Raw genomic sequence first — 24,052 nt, 5'->3', positions numbered from 1 at the left:
AGGAAGGACCATGAGCAGTTCAACGATCCAACCGGCGGCGCGGCGACCGCGTACCGCCGGACTCACCGCCGTCGTTCTCACCGTGCTGCTGACCAGCTTCGTCGCCGCGACCTACGGTTTCGGCTTCTACCTGTTCGCTCAGCTGGTGACGGACATGCGCGCGGATCTGGGCTTCGGATACACCGCGGTCGGGGTGATCACCGCAGGCGGGCAGTTCGGCTTCATGTTGTTCGCGCTGCTCGGCGCGTGGGCGGCGGCCCGCTTCGGCGGCGGACAGGTGATCATCGGCTCGGTGGCGCTCTGCGGCGCCGCTCTGGTGCTGCTCCCGCTGAGCGACCACATCGCGATCGTGGGAGTCCTGCTGGTCGTTCTCGGCGGTACCGCCGCCTCGGTGTACGTGCCGATGGTCGAGATCGTCGCCAGGGCGATCGGTTACCAGCACCGGGGGAAGGTGCTGGGTCTGATCTCCAGCGGCACCAGCTACGGCGTCTTCGTCAACAGCCTGCTGGTGCCGGTGTTCCTGCGGGCGGACAACTGGCGCGGTGTCTGGTGGACGGTCGGCTCCGGCACGCTCGTGGTGACGGTCGTCGCAGCGGTGGTCTTCTGGCGCCTCGGCCTGTTCCGTCACACGCGGCAACCCACGACGGGCACGGGGCGGACACCGCCCCGGACGGCGGCCCGGGCGATGGTCGTGCCCTGGATGCTGATCATCTGGTCGATCACGTTCCTCAACGGCTTCGCCACCATGCCGTTCCAGAACTACCTCTCGCCGTACCTGCGGGAAGGACTCGATTTCTCGGTGGAGTACAGCGCCACGGTCTGGGGAGTGATCGGGTTCGTCGGCATGTTCGCCGGGTTCCTCGTCGGCTGGTTCTCCGACCGGACCGGCGTCCGGTTGGCACTGCTGTTCTGCTACGGGTCCATCCTCGCCTCCGCCGCGCTTCTGATCGTCACCCCGACCGGGGTGTTCCCGGTCGTCGCCGGTGTGCTGTTCGCGGTCGCGTTCTATCCGATCTTTGGTCTGGTACCGGCGTACATCGCCAAGACCGCCAGCGGATCCGCGGCCACCACGGTGTTCGGCGTGGCGAACGTGACGTTGGGAGTGGGCGGCATGCTCGGCAACTACCTGGCCGGGGTTCTGCGCGAGGTCACCGAGAGCTTCCTGCCCATCTACGCGATGATCGCGGTCGCCCTGGTGGTGCTGGGCGCGTTGTCCCTGTTGCTGCCTCGGGAGGGCCTGCCGGAGCAGCCCGACGCCCGCCCGGCCGAAACCGACATCCAGCACGGCCCGGAGATCGGCCGGCCGGACACCACGCGTCCGCCCGCCGACGGTCGTCCCGACCGAACCGACGCACCCGGCGTCGCGGCGGCCGCGTTCCGTCGGTAGCACGCCCACCGCCAGATCCGATGCATTCGCTACGGGACAAGGAGATTTCGATGGTCTTGACATTGCCAGCAGCGGGGTCCGACTGGGACCAGCGACCAGCCAGGGCCGCGTTGCCGCACCTGGACGAGCTCGAAGCGGAGGCGGTGGCGATTCTGCGGGAGACCGCGGGTCAGTTCGAACGCCCGGCGATTCTCTTCTCCGGCGGCAAGGATTCGATGGCCGCGGTGCACCTCGCGGGCAAGGCCTTCTCCCCGACACGCATTCCGTTCGCGCTACTGCACGTGGACACCGGCCACAACTTTCCCGAGGTGATCGAGTTCCGCGACCGGGTGGTCGCCGACCTCGGGTTGGAACTGATCGTGGCCCGGGTGCAGGACTACCTCGATCGTGGCGAGGTCGCGGAGCGGCCGGACGGCAGCAGAAACAAGCTACAGACCGTCCCGCTGTTGGACAGTGTGGCGCGGCACCGCTTCGATGCGCTGATCGGCGGGGCCCGCCGCGACGAGGAGAAGGCGCGTGCCAAGGAGCGGGTCTTCTCCCTGCGTGACGAGTTCGGCGCCTGGGACCCCCGTCGGCAACGACCGGAGCTGTGGCAGCTCTACAACGGGCTGCACGTGTCCGGTGAGCACGTCCGGGTCTTTCCGTTGTCCGACTGGACCGAGCTGGATGTCTGGCAGTACATCGAGCGGGAGGGTATCGAGCTGCCGTCGATCTACTTCAGCCACCTTCGGCAGGTCTTCGCCCGCGACGGCTCCTGGCTGGCACCCGGCCGCTGGGGTGGCCCACGCGGGGACGAGCGGGTCGTCAACCGCCGGGTGCGTTACCGCACGGTGGGCGACATGTCCTGCACCGGGGCAGTGGAGTCGACGGCCGGCACGGTCCGCGACGTGATCACGGAGATCACCTCGTCCCGGGTGAGCGAGCGCGGAGCGAGCCGAATCGACGACCGGCTCTGCGAGTCTGCCATGGAGGACCGCAAGCGAGAGGGGTACTTCTGATGGCCGACTACCTGAAGGCATCCGGTGGCGACGCGGACCTGCTCCGGGTCGCCACGGCCGGTTCGGTCGACGACGGCAAGTCCACGCTGGTGGGACGTTTGCTCTACGACTCGAGGTCGGTGCTCAGCGACCAGCTCGCCGCGATCGGGGCCCGGTCGCCGGTCAACGGCCAGGACGGGCCGGACCTGGCTCTGCTGACCGACGGGCTGCGCGCCGAGCGCGAACAGGGAATCACCATCGACGTCGCGTACCGGTACTTCGCCACCGCCAGTCGACGGTTCGTCCTGGCCGACAACCCCGGGCACGTGCAGTACACCCGGAACATGGTGACCGGATCGTCGACCGCGCAGGTGACGGTGGTGCTGATCGATGCCCGCAAGGGCGTGGTGGAGCAGACCCGGCGCCACACCGCGGTTGCGGCCCTGCTACGGGTCCCCCGGGTGGTCGCGGCGGTGAACAAGATGGATCTGGTCGACTGGGACGAGCAGACCTTCGCCCGTACGGCCCAGGCCTTCGCCGAATGCGCCGACCGGCTCGGCGTCCCGGAGGTGGCCACCATCCCGGTGTCAGCGCTGCGCGGGGACAACGTCATCGCCCCATCGGCACACACCGACTGGTACGGCGGTCCCACCTTGCTCGAGTACCTCGAATCCGTACCCGTCGGCGATACCGATGTCGCACAGGCGGCGCGGCTTCCCGTGCAGTGCACACTCACCGCCGACGACGGACGGCAACTCCCGGCCGGGCAGCTCGTCGCCGGTACGCTGCGGGTGGGTGAGCCGGTCGCGGTCCTGCCCGCCGGCCGGACCTCCGTAATCGAGTCGATCGACGTCCTCGGCCGGCCGGCCACGGTGGCGACCGCCCCGCAGTCGGTGACGGTGCGGCTCGCCGACCCCGTCGACGTGCACCGGGGTGACCTGATCGCGCCGCTGGCCAGCAGCCCCCTGGTACGCCGCCACCTGACGCCGACCCTGTGTGTGCTCACCGGCGGTGGACTGCGGGCGGGCGACCGCTACCTGATCAGGCACGGAACCCAGATCGTCGACGCCACGGTGACCCGGCTCGTGGACCGTCTGGACCTGGCGACGCTGCGCCGGGTCACCGGGCCGGAGGTGCTCCAGGTCAACGACATCGGTCGGGTGGCGCTGGAGCTGGACCGGCCACTTCCACTGGACGACTATCCGCAGTACCGGCGAACCGGATCGTTCCTGGTGATCGACAAGAGCCGCGGCGACACGATCGCCGCCGGCATGACCGGCTGATCGACACTGCACCGACCAGACTGACGGCGAGAGGCGACCATGTCCGAACTGATCATTTTCGACTGTGACGGCGTACTTGTCGACAGCGAGATCCTGAGCGCCCAGGTCGCCCGGGAGATGGCTGCCGAGCGGGGTGTCGCGGTGAACACCGGGGAGGCGCTGGAACTCATTCATGGACGCAAGGTCGCCGAGTGGGTGGCCGAGCTGGAGACCATGGCCGGCGCGCGGCTGCGGGACTCGTTCGTCGCGGAGTTCCGGCAGCGGACGGCGCAGCGGTTCGCTCGGGAGCTGCGGCCGGTGCCGGGGGTGGCCCAGGTGCTCCGGGACCTCGACACCACCTTCTGCGTCGCGTCGAGCGCGCCGATGGAGAAGATCAGATACGTACTCACCCTGACCGGCCTGCTGAGGTACGTCGATGGCAGGATCTACAGTGCGTACGATCATCAGACCTGGAAGCCGGACCCGGACCTGTTCCTGCGCGCCGCCGACGACTTCGGTTGTCGGCCAGCCCGGTGCGCGGTGATCGAGGACAGCCTGGTGGGGGTCCGCGCCGGTGTCAGCGCCGCGATGACGGTCTTCGGGTACGCACCACCGGACACGGGTACCCCGGCCGGCCGGCTGGCCACGGTGCTGGCCGCCGCAGGTGCCACCACTTTCGCCACCATGACGGAGCTTCCCGGGCTCCTCGACCACTGGCGGAACCGGCAGCTGGAGTCTGCGGTCAGCCGGTGAACCTTCCGCCGATTCGACCCGGATCGCCGTGATCCTGACTCGATGCGGCGGCAGCCCGGGATCACCCCTCCCTCCGGAAGGCAACCGAGATGCGGTCGATCTCAGTCGAGGTGATGGACCAGACGTTCGGACGTCCCGCCGAGGGCGTCCCGGTGGCGTTGTCCTGTGAGGTCGACGCCGTGTGGCAGACCATGCTGAGCGCCCGCACCGACGCCACCGGCGGCGTCGTGGGCCAGCGGATCTCCAGAGCCTGCGGCCGGTACCGACTGGCGGTGGATCTCGATGGCTACTTCTCGGCCATGGGCCTGGAACCGCTGGTGTCGTCGCTGGACTTCTGTTTCCGCGTCACCCGCCCCTACGAGAACGTGCGGCTGCTGGTGGCGGTCACTCCGGCCGCCTTGTCGGTACGCCGTCTGACGACCGTCGACCGACCGAGCGGCTAGGTACGGCGGTCGCACCGTCTTCAGCTGACGGGTCGCACCTGGTCACCGTGTCGTTGGCAGCCGGTGCAACATGACGCACCTCCGCCGACGCCACTTCGGGCTGTCACCGTCGGGTAGCCTTGCGGGCAACACCTTGGTGGGCCGTAGCAGGCGCGGAGGGATGGGATCGATGGAGTCACCCATCGATAGAGGTGAGCCCGACCCGACGGAGCCACAGCACTACGACCGCGCCGTCCAGTTTCGGCTGCTCGGTCCGTTCGACATGCTCGTCGACGGCAGGCCCGAGAACATCCGGGGGACCCGGCAGCGGGTGATCCTGGCGACGCTGCTACTGGAGTTCGGCAAGGTGATACCCGCGGAGCGGCTCATCACCGCCGTCTGGGACGAACGGCCACCGTCCACCGCACAGGCCCAGATCTACATCGCCATCTCGAAGCTCCGCTCCCAGCTGGATCAACTCGGAATCCCCGACGTGATCGTCACGCACGGCAAAGGGTACTCCGTCCAGGTGGCCGGAGAGAGTGTGGATGCCCACCACTTCCGGCAGTTGGTGGCACTCGGGCGGGACGCGGCCCGCACCGGGCAGCACGCCACCGCGGTGCGGACTCTCCGCCGGGGGCTTGGTCTGTGGCGCGGAGAGGCTGTCTCGGACGTGCGGAGCCGACTCGTCCAGTCCGCAGCCGTACAGCTCAACGAGGACCGTCTGGCCGTCACCGAGGAGTGTCTCGGGCTGGAGTTGGAGCTCGGGCGCCACCACGAGCTCGTCGGCGAGCTACGGCAGTTCGTGGTGGCCCACCCGCTCCGAGAGAAGGGCCACGCCCAGCTGATGCTCGCCCTCTACCGGGACGGGAGGCAGGCCGAGGCACTGGAGGCCTTCCGGCAGGCCCGGACGATGCTGGTCGAGGAGCATGGGCTCGACCCGGGCGACGACCTCAGAGACATGGAACGGGCGATCCTGGAGGCGGACTCCACGGTGGCCTGGGTCGCATCCGCCCCGCCGGCGCCCACGGCACAGCCACCGGTGCCCCGACAACTTCCGGTGTCCCACCGAGGCTTCATTGGTCGCAGCAGCACCGTCGTGGAGATCCGCACCACCCTCACCGACGCCTCGGCCGACGAGACGCCACCGCTGATAGTGATCAGCGGAGCGGCGGGGGTAGGCAAGAGCGCACTGGCCCTGCACGCTGCGCGCGCGGTCATGAGCCAGTTTCCGGACGGGCAGTTGTACGCGCACCTGCGGGGGACGGAACTCCGCCCAGTCACGCCGGAACAGGTACACGAGCACTTTCTGCGCGCCATGGGCGTCGCGCCCTCGGTGATCCCCAGCCAGCCGGACGCGCTGGCCGGCCTGTACCGCAGCCGGCTGGCCGACGCCCGGATGTTGATCGTTCTCGACGACGCCGCCGGGCCGTGGCAGGTGGAGCCGTTGCTTCCCGGCGCACCGGGGGTCGCGGTCCTGGTGACGAGCCGGGGCCCGCTCGCGGCGCTCGGTCAGGCGTACCGACACGATCTTGATGTCCTGGACCCGGAAGCCAGCGTGGAGTTGCTCCGTCAGGTGATCGGGACCGACCGGGTGAAGGCCGAACCGCAGGAGGCGGCACGGGTCGCCGAACTGTGTGGTCACCTGCCGCTGGCGTTGCAGATCGCCGGCGGAAAGCTGTCGGTGCGGGGGCACTGGGACATCGCACGGATGGCCCGCCAGCTCGGCGACGAGAGCCGCCGTCTGGACGAGTTGTCCCTGGAGGGGACCGGGGTACGGGCGACCCTCGCGGTCTCCTTCGACACGCTGGGAAGCACGGCCCGCAGGCTGCTTCTTCTGCTCAGCGCACTCAACGTGAACGACTTCGCGACCTGGATGGCCGGCCCGCTCCTCGGCGTCGAGCTGTACGACGGCGCGGACGCGCTCGACGAGCTCGTGGACGCCCGGCTGGTCGAAGTCCATGCCGGTGCCGGGGTGCACGCCCGGTACCGGCTCCACGACCTGGTGCGGGTCTTCGCCCGGGAGTTGCTCAACTCGCACGTGCCGGCTGCGGAGCGAGCGGCCGCGATGGAGCGGTACCTGCGGTGCCTGCTGTTCCTGGCCCGGGCCGCCCACCGCCGGGAGTACGGCGGAGACTACACCGTCCTGTACTCCACAGTGGTTCTGTGGGAGCTTCCGCAACACCTGGTGGAGTCGCTGCTCGCCGACCCGATCGAGTGGCTCGCCTCGGAACATGCCGGCCTGGTCGCGAGCGTCCGGGTCGCCGCCGATCTTCGGTTCAGTGATCTCTGCTGGAATCTCGCCGTCGCCGCGGTGACGTTGTTCGAGGCGAAACTGCACCGCGAGGACTGGCTCCACACGCATGACGTCGCGCTGGAGACCACCATCCGGCACGGCGACGGGTACGGGGAGGCGGCGGTGCGCTGCTCCCGGGCAGGTCTGGCGCTGATTGAGCAACGGCTCCAGGACGCCGAAAGCGACCTGTCACGGGCGCTGTCCTGGTTCGAGGGCACCGACGATCGACGCGGCCGGGGGCTGGCCCTGCGGAGCCTGGCCTCGATCGACCGCCTGCGTGGACGGGAGGACCGGGCCGAGTCGCGGTATCTGCGCGCCCTGCCGGACCTGCGTACCGCTGGCGACCGGGTGGCCGAGGCACACGTGCTCATCAACCTCGCCCAACTGCGCACCGACCGTGCGGAACCGAAGGAGTGTGAGCGGCTGCTACGCGCTGCTCTGGCGATCTGCACCGATGTCGGGGCCCGTCGGGTCGGTGCCCAGGCACGGCACCGGCTGGGTCAGTTGTATCTCACCCAGGGCGAGTACGAGCAGGCGGAGGCGGAGTTCACCGAGGTACTGGAAACCACCACGACGACCGACGACCCGGTCGGCAAGATCTACGCCTGGCTGGGGATCGGCGCGGTACGGATCCAGCGGGGGCAACTCGACCAGGCCCGGGACGCGCTCACCGAGGTGCTCGGACAGACCCGTCGTACCGGGAATCGTCTGATCGAAGGGCGGGCGATCCTGATGCTGGCGGAGCTGGCGCTGCGGCACGGCGACCAGCCGACGGTGCGGCGCCGGCTGGTGGACGCCGAGGAGGCGTTCACCGAGATCGGCGCGCGGCGGTGGCTGGAGCGGGTGAACGACCTGCGACGACAGCTGACGGAGCCGGTCAGTCCCACGGCGTGTCACCCGACGTGAGCGACGCGGCAAGGTCGGCCGGGCTGGCGGTGACCTTCCCGGTGTCCGGCCCGGTCACGACGACGGTGAGCGCGAACATGGCCGCGGCCACAGCTGCCACCACCTTGTTGATCGTCATTGGAGGCTCCTTCCCTGTCGACGTCCGACCATCGGCGCCGCTGGTCATCAGGAAACAGGGGCAGGCATAAAGGGAACCTATCTTCCGGCTATCGAAGGAGCAGCCTCGGACTTCGGGCGGTTTCCGCCGTATCGCTCGACGAGCGCGGTGCCGATCGCGGCCAGGTGTTCCCGCACACCCGCCGGGCCGGTCACCTCGAGCCATTCGACCAGCCAGGCGAGCTCGCCGGCGAGCGAGTACTCGTCGTAGCCACGGATCACGACCTCGATACGGCCGTCGGCCGTCGGGCTGCCCACCTCGAGCCGATCGCCGAGCGCCATCCGCAGCGTGGCTATCCCGTCGGGCACGCAGACCGCCCGGACCTCGACGGGCATCCGCCTGCGGTCGACCTCGTCGGCGATCTCCCGCCAGCTGCCGGCAAGGTCGAAGTCGGCAGGCCGGTGCACCGGATCGTCGGTCGGGTCGACGGACGACACCCGGTCGACCCGGAAGGTCCGCCGGCCGGCCCCGGTGGTGGCGACGAGGTACCACGACGACCCCTTGGCCACGACGCCCAGCGGGTGGACGGTCCGCTCGGTCACGGTGCCGGTGCTGTCGACGTAGCCGAGCCGCACCTGGACGCCCCGGATCACCGCGTCCTGGAGTTCGTCGAGAAAGCGGGGGCGCGGGCGGTCGACCCGGCTCACCCCCCAGCGTTGCGGGTCGACGGCGATCGACGACGCCGCCGCCTCGGCCTGCGCCCGGAAGGGCTCCGGCAGCGCGCGGACGAGCTTGCGCAGCGCGGATCTCACCGCCGGCGTCGTGGCCGAGGCCGGGCCGGCGACCAGGAACAGCGCGCGGGCCTCACCCGCGGTCAACCCGGACAGGTCGGTACGGGCACCGCCGACGAGCCGCCAGCCACCGCCTCGGCCCTGCGTGGAGTAGACGGGTACCCCGGCCATGGCCAGGGCGTCGAGGTCGCGGCGGGCGGTGCGCTCGGAGACCTCCAGCTCCCGGGCGACCTCCGCCGCCGTCACCTGCTCGCGCTGCTGCAGCAGCAGGAGTACGGCCACCAGCCGGTCGGTGCGCATGCCGCCAAGATTGTCAGATTAACCGGTCATGAGGTGACCGGTTTCGGTCGGCAGGATGGCGGCATGAATTTCCCCGAACCCAGCCTTGTTCCCGTCAACGGTGTCAAACTCGAAGTCTTCGAAGCCGGCCGGCGGAACGCCGGACGGCCGATCGTGCTCTGTCACGGCTGGCCGGAGCACGCCTACTCCTGGCGTCACCAGATGCCCGCCCTGGCCAAGGCGGGCTACCACGTCATCGCCCCGAACCAGCGGGGATACGGCAACTCGTCGCGCCCGACCGAGGTCACCGACTACGACATCGCACACCTGTCGGGTGACCTCGTCGCACTTCTCGATCACTACGGATACGAGGACGCCACTTCGTCGGTCACGACTGGGGTGCGATGGTCGTCTGGGGGCTGACCCTGCTGCATCCGCGCCGGGTGAACAGGGTGATCAACCTGAGCCTGCCGTACCAGGAGCGCGGCGGGACGCCCTGGATCGAGCTGATGGAAGCCGTACTCGGCGGCGACTTCTACTTCGTCCACTTCAACCGACAGCCAGGCGTCGCGACCGCCGTCTTCGACGAGAACACGTACCGGTTCCTGCGCAACCTGTACCGCAAGAACGTCCCGCTCAGGGAACCTCAGCCGGGCATGGCGTTGATCGATCTCGCCCGGGCGCAAGCGCCGCTCGGTGAGCCCGTGATGAGCGACAGCGAACTGGCCGTCTTCGTCTCCGCCTTCGAGTCGACCGGCTTCACCGGCAGCGTCAACTGGTACCGCAACCTCGACCGCAACTGGCACCTGCTGGCGGACGTCGACCCGATCATCCACCAGCCCACCCTCATGATCTACGGCGATCGGGACACGATCACGAAGTCTGACCGACTCGCGGAGTTCGTGCCCAACGTGGACGTGGTCACCCTGGACTGCGGCCACTGGATCCAGCAGGAGAAGCCGGAAGATACGAACCAGGCGATCCTGAACTGGCTGGAGCGGCAGGACGCCAGGTAGCGCTCCCCCGCACCGCCTGCGCGAGCGGACGCAGGCGCAGGTCGCGGAGTCCTGCCCGACGTGGCTGCGGTGGTCCGCGCCGCTGGCCCCGCTCGTTCGCGGGGCCAGCGGCGGGTTGTCGACCACGCACGGCACCGCCGGCCCCACCGTCATCCACAGTAGTTCTTGATCAGATCGACGTCGTCCCATACCCTGACGGGCGGTAGTCATCACGTGACCACACGCCAACGGCGACCATCGTCCTTGGGGGCACAGCTTGCCGCACCCAGTCCGCTCCGCCGGCCAGCCTCCACGACCAGGGCCCGCGACCCCCGACGTACCCGCCGGCCGCCCGTGACGGTCACGGAGCACGGTCCGGGCCGAACGGATGCCGGGATGCGACACTTCCGGTTCCTGGTGGTCGGCAACGCGGTTTCGGCATACGGCTCCTACCTGGACATGATCGCGCTGAGCCTGTTCGCGTACTCGCTGACCGGCAGCGCGTTGCAGACCGGACTTTTCCTGGCGCTACGGCTGGGCACCAGCGTCCTCAGCGGATTCGGTGCCGGCACCCTGGCTTCCCGGTTCGACCGCAAACGGCTCATGGTGACGTCCGACGTCACCCAGGCTTTCGCCCTGATCGTCCTGGTCGTCGCGCCAGCCACCGCGCAGGTCGGCCTGCTGTACGCCGTAGCGGTCGTCACCGGTGCCGGCGCGACCGTCACCAGCGTCGCGCTGCGCAGCAGCATCCCCGAGATCGTCGGTGCGGACCAGCGGGTACGGGCAAACGCGCTGCTCGCCACCGGCCGGTCGCTGGCGATGGTAGCCGGCTTCGCCTCGGCCGGCGTACTGGTCTCCACGGTCGGCTACACCGGTGCGTTCCTCATCGACGCCGGGGCGTTCCTCTTCTCGGCCGCGGTCCTGGCGCGGCTGCCGATCACCACCCGCAGTGTGCGTCCGGCGGCGCCCACCGCTGGCGCGTCGCAGTCGTCCGTGCCGGTGTCCGGGCCGGCCGACGCGCCGCGGCGCGCCGGGTTTCTCGCGGAGCAGATGACGGCCCTGCGCTACCTGCGGCTGACTCCGATCCTGTTGGCGCTGGTCAGCCTGCGCGCCGTCGACGCGTTCGGCTCGGCCTCGCACAACGTCGGTCTGCCGGTGCTGTCCACTCTGCTCGATCCGGAGCATCCGGCCGCGTTCATGTCGCAGTTCTGGGCCACCTGGGCGATCGGCAACATCATCGCGCAGCGGGCGGTCGCCCGCTGGGCCGTACGGACCGGTCGGACCATCAACGAGCGCGCGTTCGCCGCCGGCGCGGCCGTCATGTCGGTGGCGTTCATCCTCGCCTTCACCGCGCCGCCGCTACCGCTGGCCGTCCTGGTCGCCCTGGCCGCCGGCATCGCCGACGGCTTCACCGAGATCGCCTACACCACTCGGCTCCAGGCCGCCCCGGACGATCAGCGCGGGTACGTCTTCGGGTTCTCCGCCACCGTGGAGAACCTCGGCTTCGGCTTCGGCATGGTCGCCTGCTCCTTCCTGTTGGAGCAGCTCAGCCCATTGACTGTTGTCACCGTGTTCCACGGAGTGGCGGTGCTGTTGGCGCTGGCCTTCCTCGCCGTGCTGTGGGCCCGTCGGCGGGCACCGACATGAGCGTGCCGACGCGCGGGGGCACCGACGACCGACGGATCGCCATCATCGGCATGGCGTTGCGGCTACCGGGTGCGGACACGCCGCAGGCGTACTGGCGCAACATCCGAGACGGCGTGACCAGCATACGGCGGTTCAGCTCCACCGAGCTGGCCGATGCCGGGGTGCCGGCCGGACTGCGTGAGTCACCGGACTTCGTCGCCGTCAGCGGCGTGCTCGACGACATCGACTCGTTCGACGCGGAGTTCTTCGGAATGAGCGCGCAGGAGGCGCGCACCGTCGACCCACAGCACCGGCTGTTCCTGCAGACCTGCTACCACGCGCTGGAGAACGGCGGGTACGCGGGCGCGCGACCCGACGCGAGGGTGGGCATCTTCGCCGGGGTCGGATACCACCTGTATCCGCTGAACACCTACCTGCGCAACAACCTGCCGGACGCCCGCTGGGACGGTGACTTCGGCCCGGCGTTCCAGGTGGCGCTGGGCAATTTCAACGACTTCGCCGCCACCCGGGTCGCGTACCGCCTCGGCCTGACCGGTCCGGCGGTCACCGTACAGAGTGGTTGCTCGACGGCGCTGGTGGCGGTGCACCTGGCCGGACAGGCGTTGCTCGCCGGCGACGCCGACCTGGCCCTGGCCGGCGCCTCGGCGGTACACACCCCGCAGATCCTGGGCTACCGCCACGTCAAGGGCACCATCCTGTCGCGGTCCGGCCGGTGCCGGGCGTTCGACGCGTCGTCCGACGGCACCGTCGGCGGCAACGGCGTCGCGGCGGTGCTGCTCAAGCGGTACGACCGGGCGGTCGCCGACGGCGACACCATCCACGCGGTGATCCTGGGCGGCGGGGTCAACAACGACGGCGCCACGAAGACCAGCTACGCCGCGCCCAGCGCCGCCGGACAACGCGACGCCATCCTACGCGCGTTCGACGTGGCCGGGGTCTCCCCCGACACGATCGGCTACCTGGAGGCCCACGGCACCGGCACCTACAAGGGTGACCCGATCGAGTTCGACGCCATGACCGCGGCCTACCGCCGGCACACCGACCGGGCCGGCTACTGCGCGATCGGCTCAGCCAAACCGGCGATCGGCCACCTCGACGCCTGCGCCGGCCTGGCCGGCCTGATCAAGGCGGTGCTGGTGCTGCGGCACGGGACGATTCCGCCGCTGGTCGGGTTCGAACGCCCGAACCCGGCGCTGGATCTGGCGGCCAGCCCCTTCGTCATCCCGACCGAGGGGCGTGACTGGCCCGACCTGCCGGGGCCGCGCCGGGCGGGGGTGACCGCACTGGCGGTCGGTGGCACCAACGTCCACCTGATCCTGGAGGCACCACCACCGGCGGTCAGGGCGCTGCCGCCGACGACCAGTCCTGACGACACGACGATTTCCGGCGGCACGGCACCGCCCGCCACGGCCGCACCGGTGGCGGTGCCGCTGTCGGCGCATCACCCGGACAGCCTGCGTACGCTCGCCCGCCGGATGCGCGAGCACCTGTCGGCCGACCCCGGACTCGAGTTGGCCGACCTGGCCGCCACCGTCGCGCTCGGCCGGCCGCACCTGCCGCACCGACTCGTCGTGACCGGCGCTACGACGTCGGCACTCGGGCAGGCGCTGGACGACTACCTCGCCGCGCCGCAGCGGCACCACCCGGCGCGGGTGGCGGCCGGGTCGGCACCCGGCCCGGTGGCCCCGGTACTGGTCTACGGCGGGCAGGGCACCTCGTACACCGGCATGGCAGGTCCGCTCTACCGGCGGTACCCGCAGGTGCGGGAGGTGCTCGACGCCTGCGAGGCGTACCAGCGCCGCACCGGTGGGCCGTCGGTGCTGACGCCACTGCTCGCCACCGCCACCGGCGTCGGCGACCGGATCTGGCCGGCCGACGTGGCGCAGCCGGCGCTGTTCGCGTACCAGGCCGCCCTGACCCGGCTCTGGCACACGCTCGGGGTGGTGCCACGGCTCGTCGCCGGCCACAGCATCGGCGAGTACGCCGCCCTGGCCGCGGCCGGTGCGCTGTCGGTCGAGGACGGTCTGCGGCTGACCGGGTTGCGCGGGCGGCTGATGCGCGAGCACACCGCGCCCGGCGGCATGGTCGCGGTCTTCGCCGGCCGCAGCGCGGTCGACGAACTGCTCGCCACCGACGGACGGCTCGACCTGGCCGCGACCAACGCGGCCGAGCAGCAGGTCGTCGCCGGGCCGGTCGCGGCGATCGACGCCGTGTGCACCCTGCTGGACCGCCTCGGGTGGCGCTGGCAGCGGCTCGCGGTCGACCGCGCCTTCCACTCGGCGCTGCTCGACCCGATCCTGCACCGGCTGGGTGAGGCGGTCGCGACGATCGGGTGGGCGCCCTTGCAGACACCGCTGGTCAGCAGCGTGGACGGCGCCGTCCTGCCGGTGGGGCACCGGCCGGATCCGGCGTACCTGGTGCGGCAGACCCGGCTGCCGGTCCGGTTCGACCTGGTCATGGCCGCGCTCGCCACCGCGACATCCGACGGGTCGGACCCTGGGTCACCGACCGGTGTGCCGGTACTGGAGGTCGGGCCGCATCCGAGTCTGGTCGGGTTGCTGCGCTGCGCCCTGCCCTGCTCGCCGGTACTCGCCGCGCAGCGCCGGGACGCGGAGCTCGATCAGCACCTCGACACCTGCGCCCGCCTGTACGCACACGGGGTCGACCTGGACTGGGAGACGCTGCTCGGCACCGGCCACCCACGCCGGATACCGCTGCCCGCCTATCCGTTCCAGCGACGAATCCACTGGACCGGACCGCCGCTGGCACGAACCGAACCTGGAGGGTCGATGGTCGACGACGACACCGCCCGCGACGCTGACACCACGATCACCGCCGAACCGACCGCGCCGGACCTCGATCCGGTGGTCGAGCGGGTACGCGAGATCAGCGCCCGGCACCTCGGCTGCGCGCCGGACGACATCGTCGTCGACCGCCCGTTCGTCGCGATGGGCGCCGACTCACTCGCCATGATCAACGCGCTGCGGGAGTTCGAGGGTGAGTTCGGTGTCCGGCTCGCCATGCGCGAGCTGTTCGAGGAGGCCGACACCGCCGCCAAGCTGTCCCGCCTGATCCTGTCCCGGCGGGCCCCGGTCGGGTCCGCACCGCCGGCGGCCGTACCGCCACCAGCAGCCGCACCGCCACTGCCGCCGGCAGCCGCACCGCCACCGGAACCGCCACCGGAACCGGAACCGGAACCGGCACCGGCACCGCGACCGGCATCGTCGCTGGCGGCGGCACCCGGCGTCGACGTGCACGGGCCCAGGGTGGTCGTGGCGCACGACGCCGGTCAGGCCGGGTCGGCTGTCGACGACCGCGCCCAGGCACACCTCGACGACCTGCGGCAACGGTTCGTGGCAAAGACCCGGCGCTCCAAGGAGATCGCCCAGCGCTACCGTGGTGTGCTGGCCGACAGCCGGGCGGTGGTCGGCTTCCGCAGCGCCACGAAGGAGATGCTGTACCCGATCGCCGGCCAGCGCGCCAAGGGCGCGTGGCTGGAGGACGTGGACGGCAACCGGTACGTCGACATCACCATGGGCTTTGGGGTCCTGCTGTTCGGCCACGAGCCGGACTTCGTCGCCGACGCGGTCCGGGAACACCTGTCCCGGGGGATCCAGCTCGGACCCCGCAGCGTCGACACAGGTGAGGCCGCGCGGCTGTTGAGCGAGCTGACCGGGATGCCGCGCGTGGCCTTCGCCAACTCCGGCACCGAGGCCAACTCGGCCGCGATCCGACTCGCCAGGGCCGCCACCGGACGCGACACGATCGTCACGTTCCACGGGTCGTACCACGGGCATGCCGACAACGTGCTCGGCCGCTCGGTCGGGACCGGAGCGGACCGGACCACTGTCCCGGTCAGCACCGGCATCCCGGCCAGCGCCGTCGCGGACCTGGTCGTGCTCGACTACGGCGTACCGGAGAGCCTGCAGGTGATCGAGGCGCTCGGCGAACGGCTGGCCGCTGTCGTGGTCGAGCCGGTGCAGAGCCGGCACCCGTCGCTGCAGCCGGCGGAGTTCCTGCACCAACTCCGCGACATCACCCGGCGGTACGGCATCGTGCTGATGTTCGACGAGATGCTGACCGGGTTCCGACCTCATCCGCGTGGCGCCCAGGGACTGTTCGGCGTGACGCCGGATCTCGCCACGTACGGCAAGCTGCTCGGTGGCGGCTTCCCGATCGGGGCGATCGCCGGACGCGCCGACATCATGGACGGCGTCGACGGCGGCTTCTGGCGCTACGGCGACGACAGCCGACCGCAGCGGGAGACCACCTTCTTCGGCGGCACCTACATCCAGCACCCGGTGTCCATGGCCGCCGCCCGCGCCGTGCTGACCAGGTTGACCGCGCACAGCCCACGACTGCAGCAGGAGCTCAACGCCCGGACGGACCGGCTCGTCGGCACCCTGAACTCCTTGTTCACCGAGGAGGAGTACCCGCTGCGGCTCGGCCACGTCGGCTCGCAGTTCCGCTTCGAACACCACGCCGACCTCGAGCTTCTCTACCACCACCTGCTACTCAAGGGCGTGTACGTCTGGGAGTGGCGCAACTTCTTCCTCTCCACCGCGCACACCGACGACGACGTCGACACGGTGATCGAGGCCGTGCGCGACTCGCTGCGTCAGATGCGCGCCGACGGGCTGCTCCCCCGCCCACCCGGTGCCGCCGTAACCGCGCCGAACTCCAACGGCACCCCCCGAAGCGAACCGGCGGTACGAACCGAGCCGACAGCGAGTGTCGCACCGGCGGGCGGCCCGGGACCGGCGAGCGGTGCGGCGCGCCGGGCACCGGACTTCAGCGTGTACTTCTTCGGGGACTATCCGCCGGGCTCGGGGCCCGCCGACCCGTACGAACTGATCGTCGACACGGCGCGCTTCGCCGACCAGCACGGATTCCACGCGCTGTGGATACCCGAGCGTCACTTCCACTCCTTCGGTGGGGTCTTCCCCAACCCGGTGGTGCTGGCCGCCGCGCTGGCCCGCGAGACGAGTCGGATCCGGTTGCACGCCGGATCGGTGGTCCTGCCGCTGCACGATCCGATCCGGGTCGCCGAGGAATGGTCCATGGTCGACCGGCTGTCCGGTGGCCGGGTCGGCATCGGCTGCGCGCCCGGCTGGCACGCCGGGGACTTCGTGCTCGCGCCCGAACACTTCGGCACCCACCGCGACGTGATGTACCGCCACCTCGACCAGGTACGCCGGCTGTGGCGCGGGGAGGCCGTCGAACGCCGCAGCGGCACCGGCGAACCGGTCGAGATCCGCACCCTGCCCCGCCCCGTACAGGCGACGCCGCCGATGTTCGTCGCCGTGGTCGGCAACCCGGAGTCGTACGAGCGGGCCGCCGAACACGACCTGGGCGTCGTCACCAACCTGATGAGCCAGTCGGTGGAGCAGTTGGCCGACAACGTCCGGCGCTACCGGCGGACCCGCGCCGCGCACGGGCTCGACCCGGACGGCGGGCGGGTGGTCGTCCTCGTGCACACCTACCTCGGTGCGGACTCGGCCGAGGCGCGGGCCGAGGCGTTCGCGCCGTTGCAGGCGTACCTGCGGTCGTCGTTGTCGCTGTTCGGGCAGCTGACCAACAGCCTCGGATTCCAGGTGGACCTCGACAACACCGACGCCGACGACCTGGACTACGTCTTCCGGCGCGCCTACGACCGGTACTGCGAGGCGCGGGCGCTGATCGGGTCGCCGGACGACGGTGCCCGGCTGATCGAGGCGCTGACCGCCGCCGGGGTCGACGAGGTGGCCGCGCTGGTCGACTTCGGGGCCTCCCCCGAACAGGTACGGGCGGGTCTGCCGTACCTGGACCGGCTCCGCGCCCGCTACCAGACCCCGGCCGGCCAGCCGGCGGCCGGTACCGTCGCGGCCGCTCCTGGTGTTCTCCCGGACCGGTCCGGGCCGGTGTCACGCGGGCAGGCACGGATGTGGTTCCTCGAACGGCTGCATCCCGGCCAGGGCACCTACAACGAGCCGATCGCCGTACGGCTCGACGGGCCGCTGGACGTGTCGGCGCTGCGGGTCGCGCTGGACCAGTTGGTGGCCCGGCATCCGGCGCTGCGTACCGTGTTCCCGGAACGCGACGGCGAACCGGTCCAGGTGGTGCGCGGCCGCAGCACGGTGGAACTCACCGTCGAGGAACGCACCGGCCACGACGAGGACGAGGCCGTGCGCCAGGTGCTGGCCGACGAGGTCCGCCGGGTGTTCGACCTCGCCCGTGGTCCGCTGCTGGTTACCCGGCTGCTGCGCTGGTCGCCCGAGCGGCACGTGCTCGTGCTGTCGCTGCACCACATCGTGATCGACGCGGCCTCGGTGGCAGTGCTGGCCCGGGACCTGTCCACCGTCTACCGGGCCGCGCTCGACGGCCGGCCCGCCGAACTGCCGGAGCTCACCGTCGACTGTCTGGGCCTGGCCCGTCGGGAAGCGGACGCCGACGGCGGTCAACGCGACGAGCAGGCCGGTCTGGACTACTGGCGGGAGCGGCTGGCCGGAGAGCTGCCGGTGCTGGACCTGCCGACCGACCGGCCGCGCCCGCCGGTACGGTCCGGCGCCGGCGCGTCGGTCCGCCGCCGGCTCGACCCGCAGCTGTCCGGGCTGTTGAGTCGGCTCAGTGGCGCGCGCCGGAGCACCCTGTTCATGACGATGCTCGCCGGGTACGCGGCCACCCTGCGCCGGTTCACCCGCGACGACCAGGTGGTCGTGGGGACACCGGTGTCGGTCCGGCCCGGCGGCGCCGAAGACGTGGTCGGGTTCTTCCTCAACACGGTCGCCCTGCGGCTCGACCTGTCCGGCGACCCGACCTTCACCGATCTGCTCACGCAGGTTCGCGACACCGCCCTGGACGCGTACGGCCACGCCCACGTACCGTTCGACGCCGTCGTCGGCGCGGTAGGCCCGGACCGTGACCCCAGCCGGACCCCGATCTTCCAGACCATCGTGGAGTTCGACAACGGCGGTGACCCGCTCCCGCTCGACCTGCCCCGGGTGACGGCCCGCACGCTGGCGCACCGGGCCGAACGGGCGGTCACCGACCTGGCCCTGTACGTCACCAGGCACCCCGACGGGATCGACTGCCGGCTGGAGTACAGCACCGACCTGTTCGTGGCGGACAGCGCCGAACGGCTGCTGTCGTACCTGGTCGCGATCCTGGCCGCCGCCGTCGATCGGCCCGATACGCCGATCTCGGCGCTGGTCGGTGTCCTCGACACCGACCGGTACACGCTGGCCCGTCGGGGTGCCGGACGGCAGCGTGAGCTGCCGCCCGGTGGTGTGCACGACGCGGTGCGGCAGTGGGCGGTCCACACCCCGCAGGCAGTCGCGGTGATCGGTGGCGGCACCGTGCTGACCTACCGGCAGCTCGACGAGCAGGCCACCGTGCTGGCGCACCGGCTGGCCCGGCACGGCACCGCCGTGGGCGACATCGTGGCGCTGTGGCTGCCCCGGTCGCCGGAGTTCATCGTGGCCGCTCTGGCGGTGCTGCGGACCGGTGCCGCGTACCTGCCGCTGGATCCGTCCCTCGACGGCCGGCAGGTGCGGTTCATGGTCTCGGACAGCGCGGCCCGGGTGGTGCTGGCCACCGGAGCTGACGCGGCACCGGACCTGCCCGAGGGGGTGCACCTGCTGCGGGTCGACGATCCCGGCGACGATCCCGGCGGCGGGTACGGCAGCGGGCACGGCGACCCTGGCCGCGCCGCGGACGATCCGGACCCGGCCTGCTACGTCATGTACACCTCCGGCTCGACCGGTCGGCCAAAGGGCGTGGTGATCACCCACCGCGGCGTGGCGAACCTGTGCCAGTGGTACCGGGACGAGCTGGCGCTGACCCCCGACGACCGTGGCGCCGTGGTGTGCGGGCAGAGCTTCGACGCCTCGATGCTGGAGATCTGGCCGATGCTGCAGGTCGGCGCGAGCCTGACCATCGCCGACGACGCCGTACGGCTGGACTCGATGGCGCTGGCACGCTGGCTGCGTACCGCCGGAGTGAGCGTCGCGATGCTGCCCACTCCGATCGGGGAAGGCCTGCTCTCGCTGCCCGTCGCGGCCCAGCCCCGGCTGCGCCACCTCACCGTCGGCGGCCAGCAGCTGCGGGTACGCCCACAGCCCGGGGTGCCGTACGTCGTGCGCAACGTGTACGGACCGACCGAGACGACCGTCATCGCCACCTCCGAGGTGGTGGCGGCGGCGTCGACCGGGTCCGACGGACCGATCCCGATCGGCCGGCCGCTGGACAACGTCCGCGTCGAGGTCCGCGACGAAGGGGGCGGCCTGGCCCCGGTCGGTGCCGTCGGGGAGCTGTTCATCGGCGGTGCCGGGGTGGGTCGCGGCTATCTGAACCGACCTGAGCTGACCGCGCAGCGGTTCGTCGACGACCCGGCCGGCGGACCCGGTTCCCGCTGCTACCGCACCGGGGACCTGGTGCGGTGGACCGCCGACGGCGCGCTGGTGTTCCTCGGACGTACCGACGACCAGGTCAAGATCCGGGGCAACCGGGTCGAACCGGGCGAGACGTCGGCGGTGCTGCGCGGGCTGGACCTGGTGGCCGACGGTGTCGTGGTGGCCCGGCGGGACCGGCGCGACGAGGCGTACCTGGCCGGATACGTCGTACCCGCGCCGGGCGTGGCCCACGACGGTCTGGCCGACCGGCTCGTCGCCGCACTGTCCCGTCACCTGCCCGACGTGCTGATTCCCCGGGTATGGGCGGTGCTGCCCGCGTTGCCGCAGACCGGCAACAACAAGGTCGACCACGCCGGGCTGCCGGAACCCACGATCCGCACCGGCATGCCCGCGCCGCTGGCACCACAGCCAGCACCACAGCCGGCACCACCGCCGGCGGCCCCGCCGGCCGGCGCGCTGGCCGGCGTGGACGAACCGACCGGTGCCGCGCTGGCCGACACGGTGCGGGCACTGTGGGCCGCCGAACTCGACCAGGATCCGCGCCGCATCGACCACGACGTGTCCTTCTTCGCCCTCGGCGGACATTCGATCAACGCGATGCGCCTGCTCAACCGGGTACGCGAGGCCACGGCGGTGGACTATCCGGCGTTGGAGTTCTTCCGCGCGCCGACCATCGCCGCGATGGTCGGCCGGCTGCGCGGCACCGTCACGGCCGCGCCGCCGGGCCCCGTACGAGCCGCCGTCGACGACGCACCCGGCCACCGGGTACGGGGGGCGCTGTGACCCTCGACGAGTTGCTGGAGCACCTCGCCGTGCACGACGTGCGGCTCACCGGCACCGGCGACGTCCTGCACTACGACGCCCCGGCCGCCGCGTCGGGTCCGGAGCTGGTCGCTGCGCTGCGGTCGTACAAAGGAGAACTGTTGCGCTGGCTGACCGCACCGGCCGACGAACGCGAGGTGACGCGGGCGCCGCTGTCGGCCCAGCAGGAGCGGGTGATGGAGGTCGCCGCGCGCAGCGCGCACCCCGCCAGCTGGAACGTCGGGCTGCGGATGGAACTGGTCGGTGAACTCGATGTCGCCGCACTCGACGCCGCACTCGACGGCCTCGTCGCCCGGCACCACGCTCTGCGCGCCCGGCTGGCCCGCGACGGCGGCGCCTGGACCCAACGGATCCTCGCCCACCGGTCGGTCCCGCTGCCCATCGTGGAGCTGACCGCGCTGGCGCCGGACGCGGCGCGGCGCCGGGCCGAGGTGGTCTGCCAGGAGCTGGTGGCGACGGCGTTCACGCCGGCGCACGATGCACCGGTACGGTACGCCCTGATCCGGCTCGCGCCGGGTGAGTCCTGGCTGGTCCTGGTCCTGCATCACGTCGCCTGCGACGGCCGGGCGGTCACCGTGCTGCTGCGTGAACTGGCCGTCGGGTACCGCACCGCCCGCGACCACGGCTCGCCGGATTTCGGCCCACCCGCCGCCACCCAGTGCACCGACTACGCGCGCTGGCAGCAGGGTCAGTGGGACGAGTCGACCCGGCGTCGACGGCTCGCCTACTGGGCGGAGCACCTCGGCGACGGACCACTGGCGCTGGAACTGCCGTTCGACCGTCCCGCACCGCGACAGCCGAGTGGGCAGGCCGCCACCTGCCGGTTCGAGATCCCCCGGCCGGTACGGTCCGCCGTCGAGGCGCTCGCCCGCGACCGGGGCGTCACGGTGACCGCGGTGACCGCTGCGGCGTTGGCGCTGCTGTTCGCCCGGCTCAGCGGGCAGCCCGACATCACCCTGTCGATGCCGTACGCCAACCGGTCGCCGCAGGCGTACGAGGACACCGTCACGGTGCTGGCGACGGCGTTGCCGGTGCGGATCCGTACGGGCGCCGCCGCGACGTTCGCGCAGCTGGTCGGTCAGGCCGCCGACGGCCTGTTCGCCGGCATCGACAACCTGCTGCCCACGGCCTGGATATACCAGCAGCTGGCCACGGCGGGCAGGGACGCGGCGGGCAGGGACGCGGCACCGGCCGGGATGACGGTGAGCTTCGCCTTCCAGAGTACGTTCGACACCCGGATCGACCTGCCGGACCTGACCGTCCAGGTGCACGAGGTACCGGCCGGGGTCGGCCGGACGGCGCTGATCATCGCCCTGGTGCCCGGCCCGGACGGGATCGACGGTTATCTGGAGTACCCGGTGGACCGGATCGCCGACGGCACCGCCCGCCGCTGGATGGCCGGGTACGTCGACCTGCTCGCCACGGCGTGCGGCGGCGCGCACCATCCGCTCGCCGACCTGAGGGGGTCGCTGGTGTGAAGATCATCGCCTTGTCCTGCACCCAGAAGCGGCTCCCGTCGCTGACCGACGCACTGCTCGAAGCCGCGGTCACCGGCGTCGCCCAGGAGGTGCGCGACGCACGGATCCAGCGCATCCGGTTGATCGACCACCGCATCGCCATGTGCGAGGGCGAGGACACCTGCCTGGATCCCGAGGTGGGTCGGTGCACTCTCGACGACGACTTCGAGCAGGTCGTCAAGCTCGCCGAGGGTGCGCAGGCGATGCTGCTCGCCATGCCGGTGTACGCGGGGAACGTGCCCGCGGTCCTGAAGATCTTCCAGGAGCGGTTGAAGAGCTTCATGAACGCCGGGCAGCGCCCGTTCGGCAACCTGCTGGTGGGGACGATCGTGCACTCGCGCACGATGCTGACCGAGCCGGCGCTGGGCTCGTTGTTCCCGTGGTATCTCCGGCTGCGCAACAGAAACGTGGCGTCGGCGTGCTTCACCCAGAACGAGCATCAGGATCTGGCCCGTACCGCGGCGGTCGACCTGTGTGTGGCGGTGGGTCGGCAGGTCGGCATGACGCTCGACGTCAGCAGGTCGCCGGCTGCCGACCGCACCGCACTGCCGGTGGTTCAGGCACCGGTCCGGCCCCGGTGCGGCGGCTCGGCGGGGTCGTCGGCGTGACCCGGGTGTACCGGCGACTCCGCCCGCCAGGTGCATCCGTCGCCTGCCTGTTCACACGACACCGTCACCTCCGGTTCCACGTAGCGGGCGGCGATCGCGGTGTTGAGCTGCTGGCAGTACGGGCACGGTGACGAGAACGTCAGGACGACGCCGGCACGGGCGGCCCGTTTGCGGTAGCGCAGAATCCCGCAGTCGGCGTTGCGCAGAACGGTGCCCGAGGGCGCGGGCTCAGTTACCACCGCCGAGTCGTACAGCAGCAACTGACGCTGCAGCCGGTCCATGAAGTGATCGGTGGTGGACACCCCGGCGGGCCGTTGCGCCCGCAGCAGGTCCGCGGTGATGCGGGAGTTCGCCTGAATCCAGGCGGCGAGCCCGTCGTCACCGTACGCCGCCAGGATGAACTCCTCAGCGGCGGCCTGGGCCTCGAAGAACCGCTGGCGCCACAGGTCGACCTTCTCCGCCGGGTCGAGAGGGGACGGTACACCGGTCATGGTCGGTCCTCCCCGTCGGTGGCACCGTCCAGCTCGGCGAAGACCTCCTGGGCGACGCGCAGACCGTTGTTCGCGACCGGCCAGCCACCGTAGTAGGCGAGCTGAATGATGACTTCGACGATCTTCTCCCGCGTCATCCCGAGGTGCAGCGCGGCGCCGATGTGGCCGCGCAGTTCCCAGTCGGTCCGGGCCAGGGTGACCGCGGTCAGCGCGACCAGCTCGCGTTCCTCGACGCTGAGGTGCGGACGGGTCCAGATCTCGCCGAACAGGTGGTCGACGGTGATCTGCAGAAACTCCGGGTAGGAGCCCGGGCGCGGTTCGCGGCCGAATACCTGATGGAACATGGCCTCGCCCCGCTCATGTCGGGCGGACGGCTGGTTCATCGATCAGCTCCTCGGTGTTGGCCCGGACG

At 71.2% G+C, this 24,052-nt stretch carries 14 protein-coding genes and 1 pseudogene; 11 read left to right on the top strand and 4 right to left on the bottom strand.

The window, feature by feature from the left end; genetic code table 11:
• The first annotated feature begins 10 nt into the window (after nt 1-10).
• The 6 genes from ACN28F_RS31045 to ACN28F_RS31020 all read left to right on the top strand — a co-directional run bounded on the left by ACN28F_RS31045 (nt 11) and on the right by ACN28F_RS31020 (nt 8,003).
• Nucleotides 11-1,387, top strand: coding sequence for an MFS transporter (locus ACN28F_RS31045; RefSeq protein ID WP_289205991.1), 1,377 nt, complete (start codon nt 11-13; stop codon nt 1,385-1,387).
• Nucleotides 1,388-1,437: 50 nt separating this feature from the next.
• On the top strand, nt 1,438-2,385 hold the full coding sequence (gene cysD / locus ACN28F_RS31040; RefSeq protein WP_289205990.1) for a sulfate adenylyltransferase subunit CysD: 948 nt from the start codon (nt 1,438-1,440) through the stop codon (nt 2,383-2,385).
• A complete protein-coding gene (locus ACN28F_RS31035; RefSeq protein WP_289205989.1) occupies nt 2,385-3,647 on the top strand; it encodes a sulfate adenylyltransferase subunit 1 in 1,263 nt (420 codons plus the stop codon). The genes cysD and ACN28F_RS31035 overlap by 1 nt, the downstream gene beginning before the upstream one ends.
• Nucleotides 3,648-3,686: 39 nt before the next feature.
• On the top strand, nt 3,687-4,379 hold the full coding sequence (locus ACN28F_RS31030; protein WP_289205988.1) for an HAD family hydrolase: 693 nt from the start codon (nt 3,687-3,689) through the stop codon (nt 4,377-4,379).
• An 89-nt stretch (nt 4,380-4,468) separates the two neighbouring features.
• On the top strand, nt 4,469-4,822 hold the full coding sequence (locus tag ACN28F_RS31025; protein ID WP_289205987.1) for a hydroxyisourate hydrolase: 354 nt from the start codon (nt 4,469-4,471) through the stop codon (nt 4,820-4,822).
• A 169-nt stretch (nt 4,823-4,991) separates the two neighbouring features.
• Nucleotides 4,992-8,003, top strand: a complete 3,012-nt coding sequence (locus tag ACN28F_RS31020; protein WP_421361032.1) for an AfsR/SARP family transcriptional regulator — start codon at nt 4,992-4,994, stop codon at nt 8,001-8,003.
• Here ACN28F_RS31020 and ACN28F_RS31015 read toward each other — a convergent pair.
• Nucleotides 7,975-8,121 carry a hypothetical protein gene (locus tag ACN28F_RS31015; protein WP_421361030.1) on the bottom strand — a complete coding sequence of 49 codons (147 nt, stop codon included), beginning with the start codon at nt 8,119-8,121 and terminating at the stop codon, nt 7,975-7,977. The genes ACN28F_RS31020 and ACN28F_RS31015 overlap by 29 nt on opposite strands.
• A 77-nt stretch (nt 8,122-8,198) precedes the next feature.
• On the bottom strand, nt 8,199-9,191 hold the full coding sequence (locus tag ACN28F_RS31010; RefSeq protein ID WP_421361028.1) for a helix-turn-helix transcriptional regulator: 993 nt from the start codon (nt 9,189-9,191) through the stop codon (nt 8,199-8,201).
• A 63-nt stretch (nt 9,192-9,254) separates the two neighbouring features.
• Between ACN28F_RS31010 and ACN28F_RS31005 the strand changes: the two are divergent.
• The 5 genes and pseudogenes from ACN28F_RS31005 (at nt 9,255) to ACN28F_RS30985 (ending at nt 23,149) form a co-directional block, all read left to right on the top strand.
• Nucleotides 9,255-10,186 (top strand): annotated as a pseudogene (locus ACN28F_RS31005) (alpha/beta fold hydrolase).
• Nucleotides 10,187-10,561: 375 nt separating this feature from the next.
• The gene (locus tag ACN28F_RS31000; protein WP_421361026.1) at nt 10,562-11,812 is read left to right on the top strand and encodes an MFS transporter; all 1,251 of its coding nucleotides are present in this window, start codon (nt 10,562-10,564) and stop codon (nt 11,810-11,812) included.
• Nucleotides 11,813-11,814: 2 nt separating this feature from the next.
• The gene (locus ACN28F_RS30995; protein WP_421361024.1) at nt 11,815-20,985 is read left to right on the top strand and encodes a MupA/Atu3671 family FMN-dependent luciferase-like monooxygenase; all 9,171 of its coding nucleotides are present in this window, start codon (nt 11,815-11,817) and stop codon (nt 20,983-20,985) included.
• On the top strand, nt 20,982-22,502 hold the full coding sequence (locus tag ACN28F_RS30990; protein WP_421361022.1) for a condensation domain-containing protein: 1,521 nt from the start codon (nt 20,982-20,984) through the stop codon (nt 22,500-22,502). Before ACN28F_RS30995 ends, ACN28F_RS30990 begins: the two co-directional genes overlap by 4 nt.
• The gene (locus ACN28F_RS30985; protein WP_421361020.1) at nt 22,499-23,149 is read left to right on the top strand and encodes a flavodoxin family protein; all 651 of its coding nucleotides are present in this window, start codon (nt 22,499-22,501) and stop codon (nt 23,147-23,149) included. Before ACN28F_RS30990 ends, ACN28F_RS30985 begins: the two co-directional genes overlap by 4 nt.
• Here the strand turns inward: ACN28F_RS30985 and ACN28F_RS30980 are convergent.
• On the bottom strand, nt 23,098-23,640 hold the full coding sequence (locus ACN28F_RS30980) for a hypothetical protein (RefSeq protein ID WP_289205978.1): 543 nt from the start codon (nt 23,638-23,640) through the stop codon (nt 23,098-23,100). The two genes, ACN28F_RS30985 and ACN28F_RS30980, sit on opposite strands and share 52 nt — an antisense overlap.
• The gene (locus tag ACN28F_RS30975; protein ID WP_289205977.1) at nt 23,637-24,023 is read right to left on the bottom strand and encodes a carboxymuconolactone decarboxylase family protein; all 387 of its coding nucleotides are present in this window, start codon (nt 24,021-24,023) and stop codon (nt 23,637-23,639) included. Before ACN28F_RS30975 ends, ACN28F_RS30980 begins: the two co-directional genes overlap by 4 nt.
• Nucleotides 24,024-24,052 lie beyond the last annotated feature (29 nt).

It is taken from the genome of Solwaraspora sp. WMMA2101 (genome assembly GCF_049179175.1).
In the GTDB taxonomy this organism is placed as follows: Bacteria; Actinomycetota; Actinomycetes; order Mycobacteriales; family Micromonosporaceae; genus Micromonospora_E.
Note: the sequence above shows the minus strand (reverse complement) of the source record. Positions and strands in the feature narration are given on the sequence as shown.

What these genes read in the sequence shown, in the direction of transcription:
- ACN28F_RS31020 (WP_421361032.1), top strand. Translation starts at nt 4,992, where the DNA reads ATGGAGTCACCCATCGATAGAGGTGAGCCCGACCCGACGGAGCCACAG.
- ACN28F_RS31000 (WP_421361026.1), top strand. Translation starts at nt 10,562, where the DNA reads ATGCGACACTTCCGGTTCCTGGTGGTCGGCAACGCGGTTTCGGCATAC.
- ACN28F_RS31015 (WP_421361030.1), bottom strand. Translation starts at nt 8,121, where the DNA reads ATGACGATCAACAAGGTGGTGGCAGCTGTGGCCGCGGCCATGTTCGCG.
- cysD (WP_289205990.1), top strand. Translation starts at nt 1,438, where the DNA reads ATGGTCTTGACATTGCCAGCAGCGGGGTCCGACTGGGACCAGCGACCA.
- ACN28F_RS31010 (WP_421361028.1), bottom strand. Translation starts at nt 9,191, where the DNA reads ATGCGCACCGACCGGCTGGTGGCCGTACTCCTGCTGCTGCAGCAGCGC.
- ACN28F_RS30975 (WP_289205977.1), bottom strand. Translation starts at nt 24,023, where the DNA reads ATGAACCAGCCGTCCGCCCGACATGAGCGGGGCGAGGCCATGTTCCAT.
- ACN28F_RS30980 (WP_289205978.1), bottom strand. Translation starts at nt 23,640, where the DNA reads ATGACCGGTGTACCGTCCCCTCTCGACCCGGCGGAGAAGGTCGACCTG.
- ACN28F_RS31035 (WP_289205989.1), top strand. Translation starts at nt 2,385, where the DNA reads ATGGCCGACTACCTGAAGGCATCCGGTGGCGACGCGGACCTGCTCCGG.
- ACN28F_RS31030 (WP_289205988.1), top strand. Translation starts at nt 3,687, where the DNA reads ATGTCCGAACTGATCATTTTCGACTGTGACGGCGTACTTGTCGACAGC.
- ACN28F_RS31025 (WP_289205987.1), top strand. Translation starts at nt 4,469, where the DNA reads ATGCGGTCGATCTCAGTCGAGGTGATGGACCAGACGTTCGGACGTCCC.
- ACN28F_RS31045 (WP_289205991.1), top strand. Translation starts at nt 11, where the DNA reads ATGAGCAGTTCAACGATCCAACCGGCGGCGCGGCGACCGCGTACCGCC.